We start from the raw sequence: 13,978 nt of genomic DNA, 5'->3' as shown, positions 1-13,978 counted from the left end.
GCCGCCTGGCCCGACCTGAGACAATGGGTTCCATGGCAACACAGGTGACCCCGCCGCGCGGCATGCGCGACTTCCTCCCCGCTGAGAAGGCCGGCCGCGAGCACGCGCTCGGCGTGATCCGGCGCAGTTTCGCCGCCCACGGCTTCGACGAGATCGAGACCCCGGTCATGGAGGACTCCGCCCGGCTGCACTCCGGCCTCGGCGGCGACAACGAGAAGCTCGGCTTCGCGGTGCTCAAGCGCGGCCTGGCCCCTGCCGATGCCCTCGCCGCCGCGGAGTCCGGCGACCTGCTCGGCCTTGCCGACCTCGGCCTCCGCTTCGACCTCACCGTGCCGCTCGCCCGGTTCTACGCAACGCACCGCGCCGCCCTGCCGACGGTGTTCCGGGCGATCCAGATCGCCCCGGTCTGGCGGGCCGAACGCCCGCAGAAGGGCAGGTACCGCCAGTTCGTGCAGTGCGACATCGACATCATCGGCGAGGCGGGCCCGCTCGCCGAGATCGAGCTCATCACCGCGACGATGGCCGCGCTCGATGCCCTCGGCCTCGCCGGCTGCTCGGTGCGCATCAACGACCGCCGCATCCTCACCGCCCTGCTCGCATACTGGCAGGTCCCGTCGGATCTGTTCGAGCGGGCCCTGATCACGATCGACAAGCTCGACAAGATCGGCGTCGACGGCGTCGTCACCGAACTCGACGGCCTGGGCATCCCCACAGACGGCATCGCGGAGACCCTTCGCTCGATCGCCTCCGCCGGCTGGGACCTGCTCGGCTCGGCCAGCGAGCCCGATGCGTCCGCAGCACCAGCCTGGCTCGACCCGGTCGCCTACGCCGACCTGCTAGCCCTCCGCGACGCGCTCCCCGGGGCCGACCTGGTCTTCGATCCGACCCTCGTGCGCGGCATGGGCTACTACACCGGAACGATCTTCGAGATCGCGCACCCCGATCTCGGCTACTCACTCGGCGGCGGCGGGCGCTACGACGGCATGATCGGCCGGTTCCTCGGCGTCGACGTACCCGCGTGCGGCTTCTCGATCGGCTTCGAACGTATCGTCGACCTGCTCGGCGGCACCGGCGCATCCGCCGAGAACGCCGTCGTGCTCATCCACGAGAAGGACGCAGCGCCCGGCCGCCTCGTCGCCCTGAAGACCGCGCTCGTCGCGGAGGGTTTGCGCGTGCGGCTCGAACACCGCACCAAAAACCTCAAGGCCTTGCTCGGTCGTGCCGCCGAGGCGGGCTATGGGCGCTACGCCTTCGTCACCGATGAAACAGCGGATGCCGCCACGCTCGACTTCCGTCCGCTCGCGGGCTGATTCCCTCCCTCGGAGCCTCCGTCGCTAGACTGTTACCTGATTGGAACACAGTGTCGTCTTCCTGCATGTTCCCCCCAGACCAACACCCCACCCATTAGGAAATAACAGGAAACAGGAGATAGCTGTGGCTCTCATTGAGGCAGTAGTAGCGCGCGAGATTCTTGACTCCAGAGGCAACCCGACCGTCGAGGTCGAGGTATTGCTTGATGACGGCTCCGTCAGCCGTGCCGCCGTTCCGTCGGGCGCATCCACCGGTGCGTTCGAAGCTTATGAACTTCACGACGGCGACAAGTCGCGTTACCTCGGCAAGGGCGTCCTCAAGGCCGTCGACGCCGTTATCGACGAGCTCGGCCCGGCAGTCGAGGACCTCGACGCCACGGACCAGCGCATCGTCGACGCCGTCCTGATCGAAACCGATGGCACCGAGAACAAGCACCGCGTCGGCGCCAACGCCATCCTCGGCGTGAGCCTGGCCGTCGCCAAGGCCGCAGCCACCTCGGCCGGCCTGCCCCTGTTCCGCTACCTCGGTGGCCCGAACGCACACACCCTCCCGGTCCCGATGATGAACATCATCAACGGTGGCTCGCACGCCGACAACGACGTGGACATCCAGGAATTCATGGTTGTCCCGCTCGGCGCCGAGTCCTTCGCCGAAGGCCTCCGCTGGGGCACCGAGACGTACCACGCCCTGAAGGCCCTGCTCAAGTCGAAGGGCCTCTCCACCGGCCTCGGCGACGAGGGTGGATTCGCTCCGAACCTCCCGAGCAACCGTGCCGCGCTCGACCTCATCGTCGAAGCCATCACCAACGCCGGCTACACGCCCGGCAAGGACATCGGCCTGGCACTCGACTGCGCCGCATCCGAGTTCTACAAGGATGGCGTCTACCACTTCGAGGGCAAGGAACTCTCCGCCCAGGAGCTGTCCGCGTACTACGTCGACCTCGTCAAGTCCTACCCGCTCGTGTCGATCGAAGACCCGCTCGAGGAAGACGACTGGGATGGCTACGTGCACCTCACCGCCGAAATCGGCGGCCTCGTGCAGATCGTCGGAGACGACCTGTTCGTGACCAACCCGGAGCGTCTCGCCAAGGGCCTGGCCCTCGGCACGGCCAACTCCATCCTCGTCAAGGTCAACCAGATCGGTACCCTCACCGAGACGCTCGACGCCGTTGCCCTCGCGCAGCGCGCCGGCTACACGACCGTCATCTCGCACCGCTCCGGTGAGACCGAAGACACCTTCATCGCCGACCTCGCGGTCGCCGTCGATGCCGGCCAGATCAAGACCGGAGCGCCTGCCCGCTCCGAGCGCGTTGCCAAGTACAATCAGCTGCTGAGGATCGAAGAAGAGCTGGGCGAGGCCGCCGTGTACGCGGGCCGCTCTGCCTTCCCCCGTTTCAAGGCCTAGTTTCGACTGGAGCTCTCGAAGCGCGGGGTGAATCCCGCGCTTCGAGAGCTCTGTTTTTTATCCGGTGAGAACCGGCGAGGATCCCGCGAAAGGAGTTGCCATGGCCGTCAAACGCACCGAACGGCAGCCCGTCGCGCTCGGCCTCGACGAGACCCCGATGAACGGCTGGCTTCGCGGCCTGCGCCTGTCCGGGTTCTCGCTCATGATGATGGGCATCCTCATCCTCGCGGTCGTCGTGCTCGCCCCCGGCCTCCGCACCTACGGTGAGCAGCAACAGGAGATCAGCAAGCTCACCGCAGACGTCAACGCTGAGCAGACCATCGTCGACCAGCTCAAGACCGAGCGGGAACGCTGGAACGACCGCACCTATGTCACGACCCAGGCCCGTGCCCGACTGTCCTACGTGCTGCCGGGCGACGTCAGCTTCCTCGTGATCAACGACCTGCCCCTGCCGGCCGCCGCTGCCGCCGCGCCCGCCGCGACCACGGCCATTCAGAACACCGACATCGATTGGGTATCGTCCATGTTCGCTTCCGTCATGACCGCCGGCCTCGCCCCCCAGGCCACCCAGTGACCCGGCCGCCGTTCGCCCCCGTCACCGCCGACGATCTGAAGATCGTCAGCGCCCAGCTCGGCCGCCCGGCCCGCGACGCCGTGGGCATCGCCGCGCGCTGCGTGTGTGGAGCGCCCACCGTCGTTGCCACGGCTCCCCGGCTGAGCGACGGCACGCCGTTCCCCACGCTCTACTACCTGACCCACCCGGCCGCGACCGCGGCGCTCTCCTTCCTCGAGGCGACCCAGGTGATGAACGAGTTCAACCAGCTGCTCGCCGACGATGAGACCGTCCACGACCAGTACCGTCGTGCCCACGCCGGATTCCTCGCCGATCGCGCCACCCTCGGCGACGTGCCCGAAATCGCCGGCATCTCCTCCGGCGGCATGCCCGACCGGGTCAAGTGCCTGCACGCCCTCGCGGCGCACTCGCTCGCCGCGGGCCCCGGCATCAACCCGATCGGTGACCTCGCGCTCGCGCGGGCCGCCTGGACTCCAGCCGTCTGCGAGTGCCTGGACTATTCCGCGGCGGACGCGTGACCCGTTCCCTGCTGCAGCGGCGCCTCGGCGCCGCGCTCGCGGTGGCGCTGACCGTTGTATTGGGAGGCGCCTCCGTCGTCGGCGATGCCGCCCCCGCGCACGCCGACCAGGTGCGCGACCTCGAATACTGGCTCACCGACTACGGTTTCACGCAGGCCTGGGCGACGACGAAGGGCGCCGGCGTGACGGTCGCCGTGATCGACACCGGGGTGAGCACGAGCGTCCCCGAACTCGCCGGAGCCGTCGTGGGCGGCACGGATGTCTCGGGCCTGGGCTCGAGCAACGGCCAGACCCCCGTGGGCGACGGCAGCGAACACGGCACCCTCGTCGCGTCCCTGATGGCCGGCCGCGGGTCCGCCGAGGGGACCGGAGTCATCGGCGTCGCGCCGGAGGCGTCCATTCTCGCCGTGTCGGTCGCGTTCGGGAGCAGCGGCGCAAAGCTCAGCAATGACGACCAGATCGCGGCAGGCATCCGCTGGGCCGTCGACCATGGCGCAGACGTGATCAACATGTCGCTGACCCGGAACACCCTCGACTGGCCGCCGAGCTGGGACGACGCGTTCCTGTACGCGTTCAACCACGACGTCGTCGTCGTCGCCGCGGCAGGCAACCGGGGGAGTGGCACGACGGAGGTCGGCGCCCCGGCCACGATCCCCGGCGTGCTCACCGTCGGGGGTGTCGACCGAAACAAGACCGCGAGCTTCGACGCCTCGTCCCAGGGCATCACGATCGCCGTCGCCGCCCCGAGCGAACAGCTCGTCGGCGTGGTGCCGAACGGCGGGTACGTGCAGTGGAGCGGCACCAGCGCCTCCGCCCCGATCGTCTCCGGCCTCGTCGCCCTCGTTCGGGCCGCCTACCCGAAGCTGAACGCCGCCGAGGTGATGAACCGGGTCATCGCGACCGCGAACCCCAACGGCCACGTCGTCCCGAGCCCCGTCTACGGCAATGGCCTGATCGACGCGGCCGCCGCGGTCACCGCATCCGTGCCGCCGTCGACCTCTCCGACGCCGGCGGCCCTGCTGCAGGACTGGATCCACCTGCACCGGCGCATCGACACGGTTCCGACGACTGCGCCGACGGCCACACCCGTCGCCCGAGCCGTGCCGAGCAGCGACCCGCCGCTGCCGACCGACACCGCCGCAAGCCCCTGGCTGCCGACCGAGCTCACGCTCACCTATATCAGCGTTCCGCTTCTGGTTCTGTTGGGGTTTGCTATCCTAGTAACGCTGTTCGGCATCGGTGCTCTTCGGCGGCTCAAGCGAAATCGATCGAATCGGTAAGTTTTCGCATATTCCATCTTGTAGGAGGACCCTTATCGTGCCAAAAATTCTCATTGTCGGTGGCGGCTACGCGGGCTTCTACACCGCTTGGAAGCTTGAGAAGTGGCTGCGAAAAGGCGAGGCCGAGGTCACCGTGGTCGACCCCCTCCCGTACATGACCTACCAGCCCTTCCTCCCCGAGGTTGCGGCCGGCTCGATCGAAGCCCGCCACGCGGTGGTGGCGCACCGTCGTCACCTCTCGAAGACGAACGTCGTCACCGCGAAGGTCACCCACATCGACCACGCGTCGAAGACCGCGACGATCACCCCGCCGGTCGGCGAGCCGTATGAGTTCAGCTACGACATCGTCGTCGTCACCGCCGGTGCCGTCTCGCGCACCTTCCCGATCCCCGGGGTCGCCGACCAGGCACTCGGACTCAAGACCATCGAGGAAGCCGTCGCCATCCGCGACACCGTGCTCACCAACTTCGACAAGGCCTCGCTGCTTCCCGCCGGACCCGAGCGCGACCGCCTGCTCACCTTCGTCGTCATCGGCGGCGGCTTCGCCGGCATCGAGGTCTTCGCCGAGCTGCGCTCCTTCGCGACCTCGCTGCTCAAGTCCTACCCGCAGATCGGGTTCGACGACATCCAGTTCCACCTCGTCGAGGCCATGGGCCGGATCATGCCCGAGGTGTCCGTGCCGACGAGCCTCTGGGTCATCGACAACCTCGACAAGCGCGGTGCGAAGATCCACCTCAACACCCAGCTGACGAGCGCCGTCGACGGCGTCGTCGAGCTCTCCACCGGCGAGAAGTTCGAGACCGACCTGATCGTCTGGACCGCCGGCGTGATGGCGAACCCCGGTATCGTGCGCCACACCGACCTCCCCATCGAGGAACGTGGCCGCCTCCAGGTGCGCCCCGACCTCCGCGTCGGCACCGCCGACGAGATCATCGAAGACGCCTGGGGCGCCGGCGACATCACCGCGATCCCCGACCTCAGCGGCGGGGGAGTGGGCGGCTTCTGCGTGCCCAACGCCCAGCACGCGGTGCGCCAGGGCAAGCTCATGGCCAAGAACATCGTCGCCGTCCTCCGCGGCGAGGGTCCCAAGGACTACATCCACAAGAACCTCGGCGCCGTCGCCGGTCTCGGTGTCGGACAGGGTGTCTTCCAGTCCGGCAAGCTGGCCATCAAGGGCCCGCTGGCCTGGATCGCGCACCGCGGCTACCACGGCCTCGCCATGCCGAGCTGGGAGCGCAAGCTGCGCGTCGTCTGGGGCTGGGTGAACAACTTCTTCCTCGGTCGGGACATCGTGTCGCTCGCCGCCGTCGAGTCCCCGCGCGCCGTGTTCGTCGAGTTTGCGTCCCGCCCGAAGCCTGCCGCGGGTGCCGCAGCACCGGCGAAGGCTGCACCCGCCGCGGTCACGCCCCCGGCACCGGTCACCGTATCGGCCGCGGCCGCCGCCCCTGCGGCCAAGGTCACGGCGCCGCGCGCGCCCCGCAAGACGCCGGTCAAGGCTCCCGCCGCCGCACCGGCGACGACGGCAGCGGATGCCGCGACGGAGACGGCCACGCCCGTCAAGTAAACCGCTGCTCCGGCAGCACCTACGCTTGAAACGTCGGAGTCTGTCCGGACTGAGTTCCCTCAGTCCGGATGTACTCGGACGCGCCCCCGTAGCCCAATGGCAGAGGCAGACGACTTAAAATCGTCACAGTCTGGGTTCGACCCCCAGCGGGGGCACCATCATCCGTCACCGAACTTCCGCGTAATTCCGCGGAAGTTGGGCCCTCCGAGGGCTCGTTTAAGGGCTCTGGACCACTCCGTGCCCACATTTTGCCCACACTTGAAAAAGTTCTGGCCTGATCCAGGGCCACGGCAACGCCGTCCAAATCGTCATCGAACAGGTCTGCGTAGACGTCCAGCGTCATCGCGGCCGAGGCGTGGCCGAGCATCCGCTGCACCGCTTTGACGTTCGCGCCGGCCGAAACGGCCAGGCTCGCGGCGGTGTACCGGAGGTCATGCAGCGTCAGCGTCGGGAAGGCCGGGTCGGCCTGCTTGGCCCGGCGCAGCGCGTACACGAACCAGCCGTCCCGGGTCGAGGGCCGACGCTCGTGGGTGGCCCCGGCTCCGAAGAGGATCTGGTCAGAGTCCTTCCCCACGACGAGGGTCTCGAGGGGCCCGGCGAGGAAGGCAGGGAAGGGCACCGTGCGCGCCTCGTGCGATTTGGGCGTGCCCACGATGATCTTGCCGCCGACCTTCACCGCGTTCTCCCGAACCGAGAACCTCCTTCGGACGAGATCGATATCCCGTACCCGGAGCCCGGTGGCCTCGCCCCAGCGCAGGCCCGTGTACGCGAGGGTGAGCACGAGGACATCGTGGTGCGTCGCCGACCGGGCCAGTAGATCAACCTGTTGATGGGAGAGATACCGGTGCGGTTTCGTCAGCTTGCGCGGAAGGTTCACCCCGCGTGCCACGTTGCTCAGGATGCGTCGGTCTTTGACCGCACTATCGAGGATGGACGCCAGGACGCCGTAGACGCGGACGACGGTCGTCGCCCCGCGGGGCCCTGGCTTCGTGTGGGTCGTCTTTGCGGTGCCGGCGCTGAGCTGGGAGATCCAGGTTTGCACGTCAGTGTGGCGGATTTGGCCGATGGGCGTCGTGCCCCAGCGGGGTGCCACGTAGAGGCGCCAGGCGATTTCGACCGGTTCCAGAGCTGACGGTTTCAAGTGCGTTTGTGACGCCAACCAGGCGGTGCCGAGGTCGCCGATGGTGACCTTCGAGGCGGACTCGTCGACGTACTCGCCGCGACTCTTGGAGATCTCGATAGAGGCGAGGAACAGCTCGGCCTCTCGCTTCGTGCGGAAGCCCCGTTTGTCAGTCTGGGAATGATCAGGCTTCCGATACCTGACCCGATATCGCTTGCCGAGACGTGTGTCGTAGGGAGTGATGGTGCCCATAGTCCACCTCGATGTCTATGTCGATTGGGATACAGAGGATCGAGAATCTGTTCGCGCGTTCGTGTGGCCTAAGCATGCTGGTGACCTCTGACGTTCGGTCAACCGGGCCCGAGACATGTGGCGAGGTCACGTAGCCCACCCCTCGAGTGACCAGCCGGCTGAGCCAAGGTAGGAGATCAGCTGCGCGATGCGGCGGGTCGTGTCGTCCAGGCGCTGCTGGATGGTGTCCCAGGACGTGACGGTCTCGTCCTCGTCGGGTGGAGTGTTCAGCGAGGCCTCGACCTTCAAGTTGCTCGCGAGTCGGTTGCGCTCGCGAATAAGCGCGTCCAGTTCGCGCATCGCTTGCAGCTGAGCGCGTTCGGAGCGTTCGTCGGTGGTGGTCCACCGGTAGGCGCCGTCGGTCTCGCCGGAGATCCAGGCGTCGAATTCGACGACGGTCATTCCCTCGAAGGCGTCGCCCAGGTTCGGCAAATCCAGTGTGCTGGTGGGGCGACCGACTGGCGCGAGCAGGAACAGCGGTGAGACACCGAGGGCCTTGGCGATGTTGAGCAGTTGGCTGACAGACAGGTCGGATTTCCGGCCGGCTTCGATGTTCTGCAGAACCGCTTCAGTCACGTTGCCGCCCGGGATCTTGTCGGCCAGTTCCTTCGTGGTGCGGATACCGCGATGCTTCCGCACGGCCTGGATCCGGGTGCCGATGCTCGTCTCAGTCCGAAAATCTGTCATGCGGACAAGATACTACGCAAAGCCTTGTCAAATATTGGAAGTCATCATATTGTGACTTCAACATTGGAACAGCCGAAAGGTTGTCATCGAGACAGGATGATCATGGACGACGAATTTATCCTCCCGGCCACAGTCGGAGAGATCACCGGACTGAAGACCGGCGCTCTGGCCCAGCTGAGATACATGGGACGCGGCCCGCGGTTCTATAAGCCCACTCCGCGCACGGTGCTCTACAAACGCTCCGAGGTGATGGCGTGGATCGAAGCCAGCGCCACCAGCCGAGACGCCGAAGCCCAGCCGTGACCGGCCGACCCCGTCGCGACTCTCGTGAGTTGCAGGCGTGGGAAGGCCCCGGGTGGTCGCCCGGGGCCCTGATCGTCACCAGCAGAGGATGTGATCGATGCTCACGCTATCGGGCACCACTGACACCGCACCGGCTCATATCCGCGAAGCGCGGTGAGGGGACCGTGGGCCTTTTCGCGGCGAAGAACGCCCTTCTGGTCGCCGCCCGGTTGAACCTCGGCTCTACGGCGACCGTGCTGCTCGTGCACATGGCCTTGGAATGCTGGGATGACGCCGACAACCCGGCCCGGCAGCCTCCGCGTCGCTACTTCGCGGGCCGGGAAGCCTCCGCGATCGCCCTGGGGTTCCTGGCCCCGGACAACGCGAGTGAAGCCGCGCACCGAGCCGTGAAACGCGCTGTCAAGGAACTCGTCGATACCGGTGCCATCACCCGGGTCAGGTCGGCGCACAAAGGCACCACCGCCGAATTCGAACTCAACGTGGCCAGTTCGAGACCACTGTCGTGGACGACCCGGCCTGTGGATAACTTCCGTGGCTCGGGCCGTAAGGGGACAAATTATTCGTCCCTCCTGGGGACCAAAAATTCGTCCCTGAAGGGGACCAAAAATTTGTCTCAAAGGGGACCAGAAAATGACCCCCCTAACAGTAAGGAACAGGAATGAACAGAAACGGAGCAGTACGCGCGCGCGAAATGAGCCTGTGGATAACTCCCTTGAGGCCCTCGCCTGAGTCGCCACACCGCAGTGCTCTCGCCCGCCCAGGATCCAATCGATAGACCCCGACCGGCTGACAAGGAGAACACCATGACCGACACCGTCACCGTCTACAGCAAGCCCGGCTGCGTGCAATGCGCCGCCACCGTCCGCAAGCTCACCCAGCTCGGCATCGACTTCACCCTCATCGACGTCACCCAGGACCCGGTCGCGCTCGAGTACGTCACCGGCCTCGGCCACATTCAAGCGCCTGTCGTCGAGACGCCCGGCGCGAGCTGGAGCGGCTACCGGCCCGACCTGATCAACGCCCTCCGAACGAGCCTCGACCTCGTCGAGAGCGCAGCCGAGGCCACTACCGCACAACCCCAGTAATACCCGCGCACCACCCCATCGAGAAGGAGAACATCATGTCCACACGCACCATCACCGGCAACCTGGCCGCCGATCCGGAGATCGTCCCGGCCGGATCGATCCTGATCACGAAGTTCCGGGTGATCGAGAACACCGGCGAGTACCGTGCCGGCACTTCGCAGGCCCACGAGGCGCCGACGACGCACTTCGTCGAGGCCCGATTCGAACTCGGCGAGAACGTCGCTGCGACCCTGCACAAGGGCGACCCGGTCGTGGTCGTCGGCCGCGAACACACCGAGACTTGGGGCGACCCTGAAGCGCGACGCTCCGGTCGGGTTCTGCAGGCAGACGTCGTCGGACCGGACCTGAACCGCGCCGTCGCCCAAGTCCGCCGCACCCGCACACCCGACATCGACGAGTAACTGGAACGTCCACCGCAAACGTGAAGGAGATTCTGATGGACATCAGCGCCGAGAGCGCACAACTGATCAGCGCCGAACAACTCCGCCGGGCAGCCCGCGAGCTCGCTCACAGCACCCGCACCGTCGAGCATGCGGGAGACTCCTACGAGCTGCTCGGCCGGCTGATGAACGCCCAATGCTTGCTGGGGCAGGTGTTCGAGCAGCTCGCGACCTGGCACGCCCACACCCAGGATGGTATCCAATACGACGGTGAAGACGGTCGCGGTGCCGGCCAGGTCGCCGGCGTGATCCGGGCCGAGCTGGCCCTCCGGGACGCCGCCGACCTCGCGGACAAGGCCGACGACGCCCTGATGCTGGCGCTGACTGCGAACGGCGTCATCCGCTGGCACGACTACCCCTAGGACCGCTCCGGAGGCCTCCGAAGCGGGTCTGTAGGGTGATTTCGGTGCACAGATTTCGGGTCGGAATCGCCGCTGCGGGAGACCGATTTTTGGGGCTGCCTATTCGTTTGGGTATTCGTTTGGGTATTCGTTGAGAGCGAATACCCAAACGAATAGGTAAGGGCCCTCTTTCCCTGTCCCACCGCGACCCCCTCGCTGCGCTCGCTTCCCAACCCCCCACACCCAACGGCATTGTGTGGGGGGTTGGGAAGTAAAGGGGTAGTGGTGGGACAGGGAAAGAGGAAGAAGTGTATGAGAGAGATAAGTAAAAGAAAAAAACAAAAAACAAAAACAAAACTGAGTACAAAAAACAAGAACAAGGAACACGAGAAACAGGACGAGCTAAGTCAGAAAATCAGGCGTTTCAAGGGCGGACGGAGATTGCGACGATGGTGCAGTGGACAGACCGAGACGAGGCAATGGTCGACTGGCTACTGGTCGTGCGACTGGCGGAAATGGATGCAATCCGTTGGGCCCTCGGAGCGCTGTCCGGGTCCGGGGTTCCTGTGAGCACGCGGAAGGCGCAGCAGTGGGTCGTCCGGCTCGAGGGCGCGGGGCTGGTGGAGCGGGCCCGGCCGACGTACCGGGACACGTCCATCGTCTGGGCGACCGCGGCGGCGATCGGGAGGCCGGCGCCGAACTTGTTCCGGCAGACGATCCGGCACGAGGTCGCCGTGTCCGCAGACTCAGCCCGCTACCTCGCCCACGGGTACACGTGGCAGCGAGACCGGAAACCGGTCGCCCGCCTGGACCATCAGGCCGACGGGGTCGCGATCCGGGATGGCGAGGCGGAACTGATCGAAGTGGAGCTGACGCCGAAGACCTGGCAGCGCTACAAGATGATCTGCGAGAACCACTCGCACCGCCTCGCCCACTACGGCGTCACCCGGGTCGCGTATTTCTGCACGGACGACGCGACCCGGGCCGTGACCCGCGCGGCCGACAAATACGTGTTCCGCACCGAACGCCCTGGCCTCGTGGCGGAGACGGTGTTCGATATCCGCGGCCAATGGGTCGGCCCCGCACTCGACCGGCCGCGCCCCGAGATCCTCCCGGGCGCGTCGATCCTGACGGAACTCGACGGAGTCGACGGGCAACCGGCCGGGGGAGCGACGCGATGAGCGGCAACCAGTTCGTAGCCGGGAGCGAGGACGCCGCCAGCGACGCGATCGCCGGCATCCTCAAAGCGATCTTCACGGTCCTACTGGTCCTCGTGGCTCTCCCGCTGGTGGTACCGGTCCTGGCCGGGCGGATCGCCGGGGACGGGATCGCGACCCGGACCCGGTTCTGGCTGGTCTGGCGGTGGCACTGGCTTGCCAACACGATCGGCATCACTCTCGTCACCGCCCTCGTCGGAACGGAGATCGTCCTCGCCACCGTGTGGGTGCAATCCGGGCAGGCGCACGCGTACTTCGCCGGAGCAGACTGGCGAACGGACCTGGCACCCACTCTCGTGCCGTGGATGCTGCTGAACTTGTTCGCGGGGGTGTTGCTGTTGCCGGTGGCGTGGTCGATCCGGCGCCGGCGGATCGCGGACCGGGTGCGGTCCCGCCGGATACTGGACGTGGTGCGGCAGGAGAAGATCGAGACCGCACGGAAGCGCGCCGCGGACAGCAACGTCGCCCGCAGCATCGGAGTGCTACTGGACCGGAACACCGGCCGCATTACCGGCACGACCCGAAACGCCGTCACCGTGCCGTTGTACCTGGATGCGGGGCGGAGCGCGTTCGGCGTGACGAGCCGGGTGACCGTGCGGACTCTCGCGGACCGGTTCTACGATGCCCGGCGGGTTCGGGACTGGGTCGACCCCACCGGCACCTACCTGGTCCTGCCCGGGACCTCGTCCGCGCTGCGGGCGTTGATCATCGCGGAATCCGGCAGCGGCAAAAGCGTCCTGATCACCGGGCTGGTGCTCTGCGCCCTTGAGTACGGGTGGCCCGTGTTCGTGATCGACGCCAAGGGCGACCCGGCAGACGCCGCGGACCTCGTCGCCGTCGCCGAATCCTACGGTCGCACCGCGGTCGCCGGCGGGACGTGGGACTTCTTCAACGGCACTGCGGAGCAGGTCACGGCGAAGCTGATGCGGCTGATGCCGGCCCCTGATGGCGCCAACCAGCACTACCTCGACGAGATCCGCGGTGTCCTCCAAGCCGTGCAAGACTACGCGCCGATCCGGAGCGTGATCGACTTGCGGGAGCGATTGACGGACCCGGGCCCGCATGCGCGCGACCAGTACGACCTGTCGATGGTGAACAAGGTCATCGATCGCGACGGCACCACCGCCGGAGAACGCGCCCTCCAGAGCCTGCTCGTCGCGCTCCGCCCGCTGGAGCGTTGGATCGGACCCGACGGCTGGTCCTACGACGCCCACGCGCCAACGTCACCATCGTTCCGCTGTCTCCGGTCGACGACGCGCAGGCACGCCTGGGCGACCTGCTCCTGCTGGACCTGCGGAACTTCCTGGCCTCCCGCCTCGAACGACGCGATAAAAGCCCGGTGGTGGTGATCGTGGATGAGTTCCCGCAACTCGTCACCGGCGCCCAAGACCCGGGCGACACCGCCGGCAGCCTGTTCGAGACGGCACGCAGCGCCGGCGTCGGCCTGGTCCTGGCCACGCAGAGCCCGGCCGGGCTCTCCAACGAGGAGGTCCGGCGGCGCCGGGCTCTCACGAGTGGGGCCGCGCTGATCTTCGGCCGATCCAAAGACCCGGAAGAGATCGTCAAGTACGCCGGGACGGTGATGCGGATGGAAGCCGCCGGGCGGGCCAGCGGCGATGAGCTCGGCAGCGCGCGCGCCCAACACTCCTTCGTGATCCCACCCCAGGACGTCCGCGAAGCCGCCGACGGCGCCTTCTGGATCGTCCAAGGCGGCGCCATCGCCCCGTTCCGCGCCCTCCCGAACCGGACCATCACCGTCCAGCAGACGCCGGCGAACGCAACAGCCGGCGCCGCGGCTGATCCGGTCGAGGGGGGGGCCGGGGGGGGGGGGCGGGGCGCCGGG

14 protein-coding genes, 1 tRNA gene and 2 pseudogenes are annotated in these 13,978 nt (G+C 67.1%); 15 read left to right on the top strand and 2 right to left on the bottom strand.

All coding sequences use genetic code 11. The features are described 5' to 3' along the window. Positions 1 to 32: 32 nt before the first annotated feature. The 7 genes from hisS to QN350_RS09485 all read left to right on the top strand — a co-directional run bounded on the left by hisS (position 33) and on the right by QN350_RS09485 (position 6,809). Positions 33 to 1,310 (top strand): histidine--tRNA ligase, encoded by a 1,278-nt coding sequence (gene hisS, locus QN350_RS09515; protein WP_322139206.1) that lies wholly within the window; start codon positions 33 to 35, stop codon positions 1,308 to 1,310. 124 nt (positions 1,311 to 1,434) lie between these two features. Next, on the top strand, positions 1,435 to 2,715 hold the full coding sequence (eno, locus tag QN350_RS09510; RefSeq protein ID WP_134535820.1) for a phosphopyruvate hydratase: 1,281 nt from the start codon (positions 1,435 to 1,437) through the stop codon (positions 2,713 to 2,715). A 100-nt stretch (positions 2,716 to 2,815) separates the two neighbouring features. Next, positions 2,816 to 3,289, top strand: a complete 474-nt coding sequence (locus QN350_RS09505; protein ID WP_322139207.1) for a septum formation initiator family protein — start codon at positions 2,816 to 2,818, stop codon at positions 3,287 to 3,289. Then, entirely contained in the window at positions 3,286 to 3,807 is a 522-nt protein-coding gene (locus QN350_RS09500; protein WP_281534253.1) for a DUF501 domain-containing protein, read from the top strand. Before QN350_RS09505 ends, QN350_RS09500 begins: the two co-directional genes overlap by 4 nt. After that, on the top strand, positions 3,804 to 5,087 hold the full coding sequence (locus QN350_RS09495; RefSeq protein WP_322139208.1) for a S8 family peptidase: 1,284 nt from the start codon (positions 3,804 to 3,806) through the stop codon (positions 5,085 to 5,087). Before QN350_RS09500 ends, QN350_RS09495 begins: the two co-directional genes overlap by 4 nt. A 37-nt stretch (positions 5,088 to 5,124) precedes the next feature. After that, a complete protein-coding gene (locus QN350_RS09490; RefSeq protein WP_323516257.1) occupies positions 5,125 to 6,651 on the top strand; it encodes an NAD(P)/FAD-dependent oxidoreductase in 1,527 nt (508 codons plus the stop codon). An 82-nt stretch (positions 6,652 to 6,733) separates the two neighbouring features. After that, positions 6,734 to 6,809: transfer RNA gene (locus tag QN350_RS09485), tRNA-Leu, on the top strand. Between the two features lie 167 nt (positions 6,810 to 6,976). Here QN350_RS09485 and QN350_RS09480 read toward each other — a convergent pair. Both QN350_RS09480 and QN350_RS09475 read right to left on the bottom strand, forming a co-directional pair. Next, positions 6,977 to 8,023, bottom strand: a pseudogene (locus tag QN350_RS09480) (tyrosine-type recombinase/integrase); the annotation flags it as partial. Between the two features lie 126 nt (positions 8,024 to 8,149). Next, positions 8,150 to 8,749, bottom strand: coding sequence for a helix-turn-helix transcriptional regulator (locus QN350_RS09475; RefSeq protein WP_322139209.1), 600 nt, complete (start codon positions 8,747 to 8,749; stop codon positions 8,150 to 8,152). A gap of 102 nt (positions 8,750 to 8,851) precedes the next feature. On the opposite strand from QN350_RS09475, the gene QN350_RS09470 reads away from it, so the two are divergent. The 8 genes and pseudogenes from QN350_RS09470 to QN350_RS09435 form a co-directional block, all read left to right on the top strand. Continuing rightward, on the top strand, positions 8,852 to 9,052 hold the full coding sequence (locus QN350_RS09470; RefSeq protein ID WP_322139210.1) for a hypothetical protein: 201 nt from the start codon (positions 8,852 to 8,854) through the stop codon (positions 9,050 to 9,052). A gap of 164 nt (positions 9,053 to 9,216) precedes the next feature. Then, on the top strand, positions 9,217 to 9,714 hold the full coding sequence (locus QN350_RS09465) for a hypothetical protein (protein ID WP_322139211.1): 498 nt from the start codon (positions 9,217 to 9,219) through the stop codon (positions 9,712 to 9,714). Between the two features lie 141 nt (positions 9,715 to 9,855). Continuing rightward, positions 9,856 to 10,137 carry a glutaredoxin domain-containing protein gene (locus tag QN350_RS09460; protein ID WP_322139212.1) on the top strand — a complete coding sequence of 94 codons (282 nt, stop codon included), beginning with the start codon at positions 9,856 to 9,858 and terminating at the stop codon, positions 10,135 to 10,137. A gap of 35 nt (positions 10,138 to 10,172) precedes the next feature. After that, complete coding sequence (locus QN350_RS09455) at positions 10,173 to 10,538, top strand: single-stranded DNA-binding protein (protein WP_323516251.1); 366 nt, start codon at positions 10,173 to 10,175, stop codon at positions 10,536 to 10,538. A 35-nt stretch (positions 10,539 to 10,573) separates the two neighbouring features. Further along, on the top strand, positions 10,574 to 10,939 hold the full coding sequence (locus tag QN350_RS09450; RefSeq protein WP_322139214.1) for a hypothetical protein: 366 nt from the start codon (positions 10,574 to 10,576) through the stop codon (positions 10,937 to 10,939). 428 nt (positions 10,940 to 11,367) lie between these two features. Further along, positions 11,368 to 12,099 carry a hypothetical protein gene (locus QN350_RS09445; protein WP_322139215.1) on the top strand — a complete coding sequence of 244 codons (732 nt, stop codon included), beginning with the start codon at positions 11,368 to 11,370 and terminating at the stop codon, positions 12,097 to 12,099. Continuing rightward, complete coding sequence (locus QN350_RS09440) at positions 12,096 to 13,484, top strand: hypothetical protein (RefSeq protein WP_322139216.1); 1,389 nt, start codon at positions 12,096 to 12,098, stop codon at positions 13,482 to 13,484. The genes QN350_RS09445 and QN350_RS09440 overlap by 4 nt, the downstream gene beginning before the upstream one ends. Further along, positions 13,475 to 13,978: pseudogene (locus QN350_RS09435) on the top strand (hypothetical protein); the annotation flags it as partial. The gene QN350_RS09440 and the pseudogene QN350_RS09435, both read left to right, overlap by 10 nt.

This window comes from Cryobacterium sp. 10I5 (assembly GCF_035019865.1).
In the GTDB taxonomy this organism is placed as follows: Bacteria; Actinomycetota; Actinomycetes; order Actinomycetales; family Microbacteriaceae; genus Cryobacterium; species Cryobacterium breve_A.
The sequence above is the reverse complement of the archived record's forward strand: the minus strand, read 5'-3'. Positions and strand labels throughout refer to the sequence as shown.

Excerpts from the sequence above, each read along its gene's own strand:
- hisS (WP_322139206.1), top strand. The coding sequence starts at position 33 with ATGGCAACACAGGTGACCCCGCCGCGCGGCATGCGCGACTTCCTCCCC.
- QN350_RS09505 (WP_322139207.1), top strand. The coding sequence starts at position 2,816 with ATGGCCGTCAAACGCACCGAACGGCAGCCCGTCGCGCTCGGCCTCGAC.
- QN350_RS09475 (WP_322139209.1), bottom strand. The coding sequence starts at position 8,749 with ATGACAGATTTTCGGACTGAGACGAGCATCGGCACCCGGATCCAGGCC.
- QN350_RS09470 (WP_322139210.1), top strand. The coding sequence starts at position 8,852 with ATGGACGACGAATTTATCCTCCCGGCCACAGTCGGAGAGATCACCGGA.
- QN350_RS09460 (WP_322139212.1), top strand. The coding sequence starts at position 9,856 with ATGACCGACACCGTCACCGTCTACAGCAAGCCCGGCTGCGTGCAATGC.
- QN350_RS09455 (WP_323516251.1), top strand. The coding sequence starts at position 10,173 with ATGTCCACACGCACCATCACCGGCAACCTGGCCGCCGATCCGGAGATC.
- QN350_RS09450 (WP_322139214.1), top strand. The coding sequence starts at position 10,574 with ATGGACATCAGCGCCGAGAGCGCACAACTGATCAGCGCCGAACAACTC.
- QN350_RS09445 (WP_322139215.1), top strand. The coding sequence starts at position 11,368 with ATGGTGCAGTGGACAGACCGAGACGAGGCAATGGTCGACTGGCTACTG.
- QN350_RS09440 (WP_322139216.1), top strand. The coding sequence starts at position 12,096 with ATGAGCGGCAACCAGTTCGTAGCCGGGAGCGAGGACGCCGCCAGCGAC.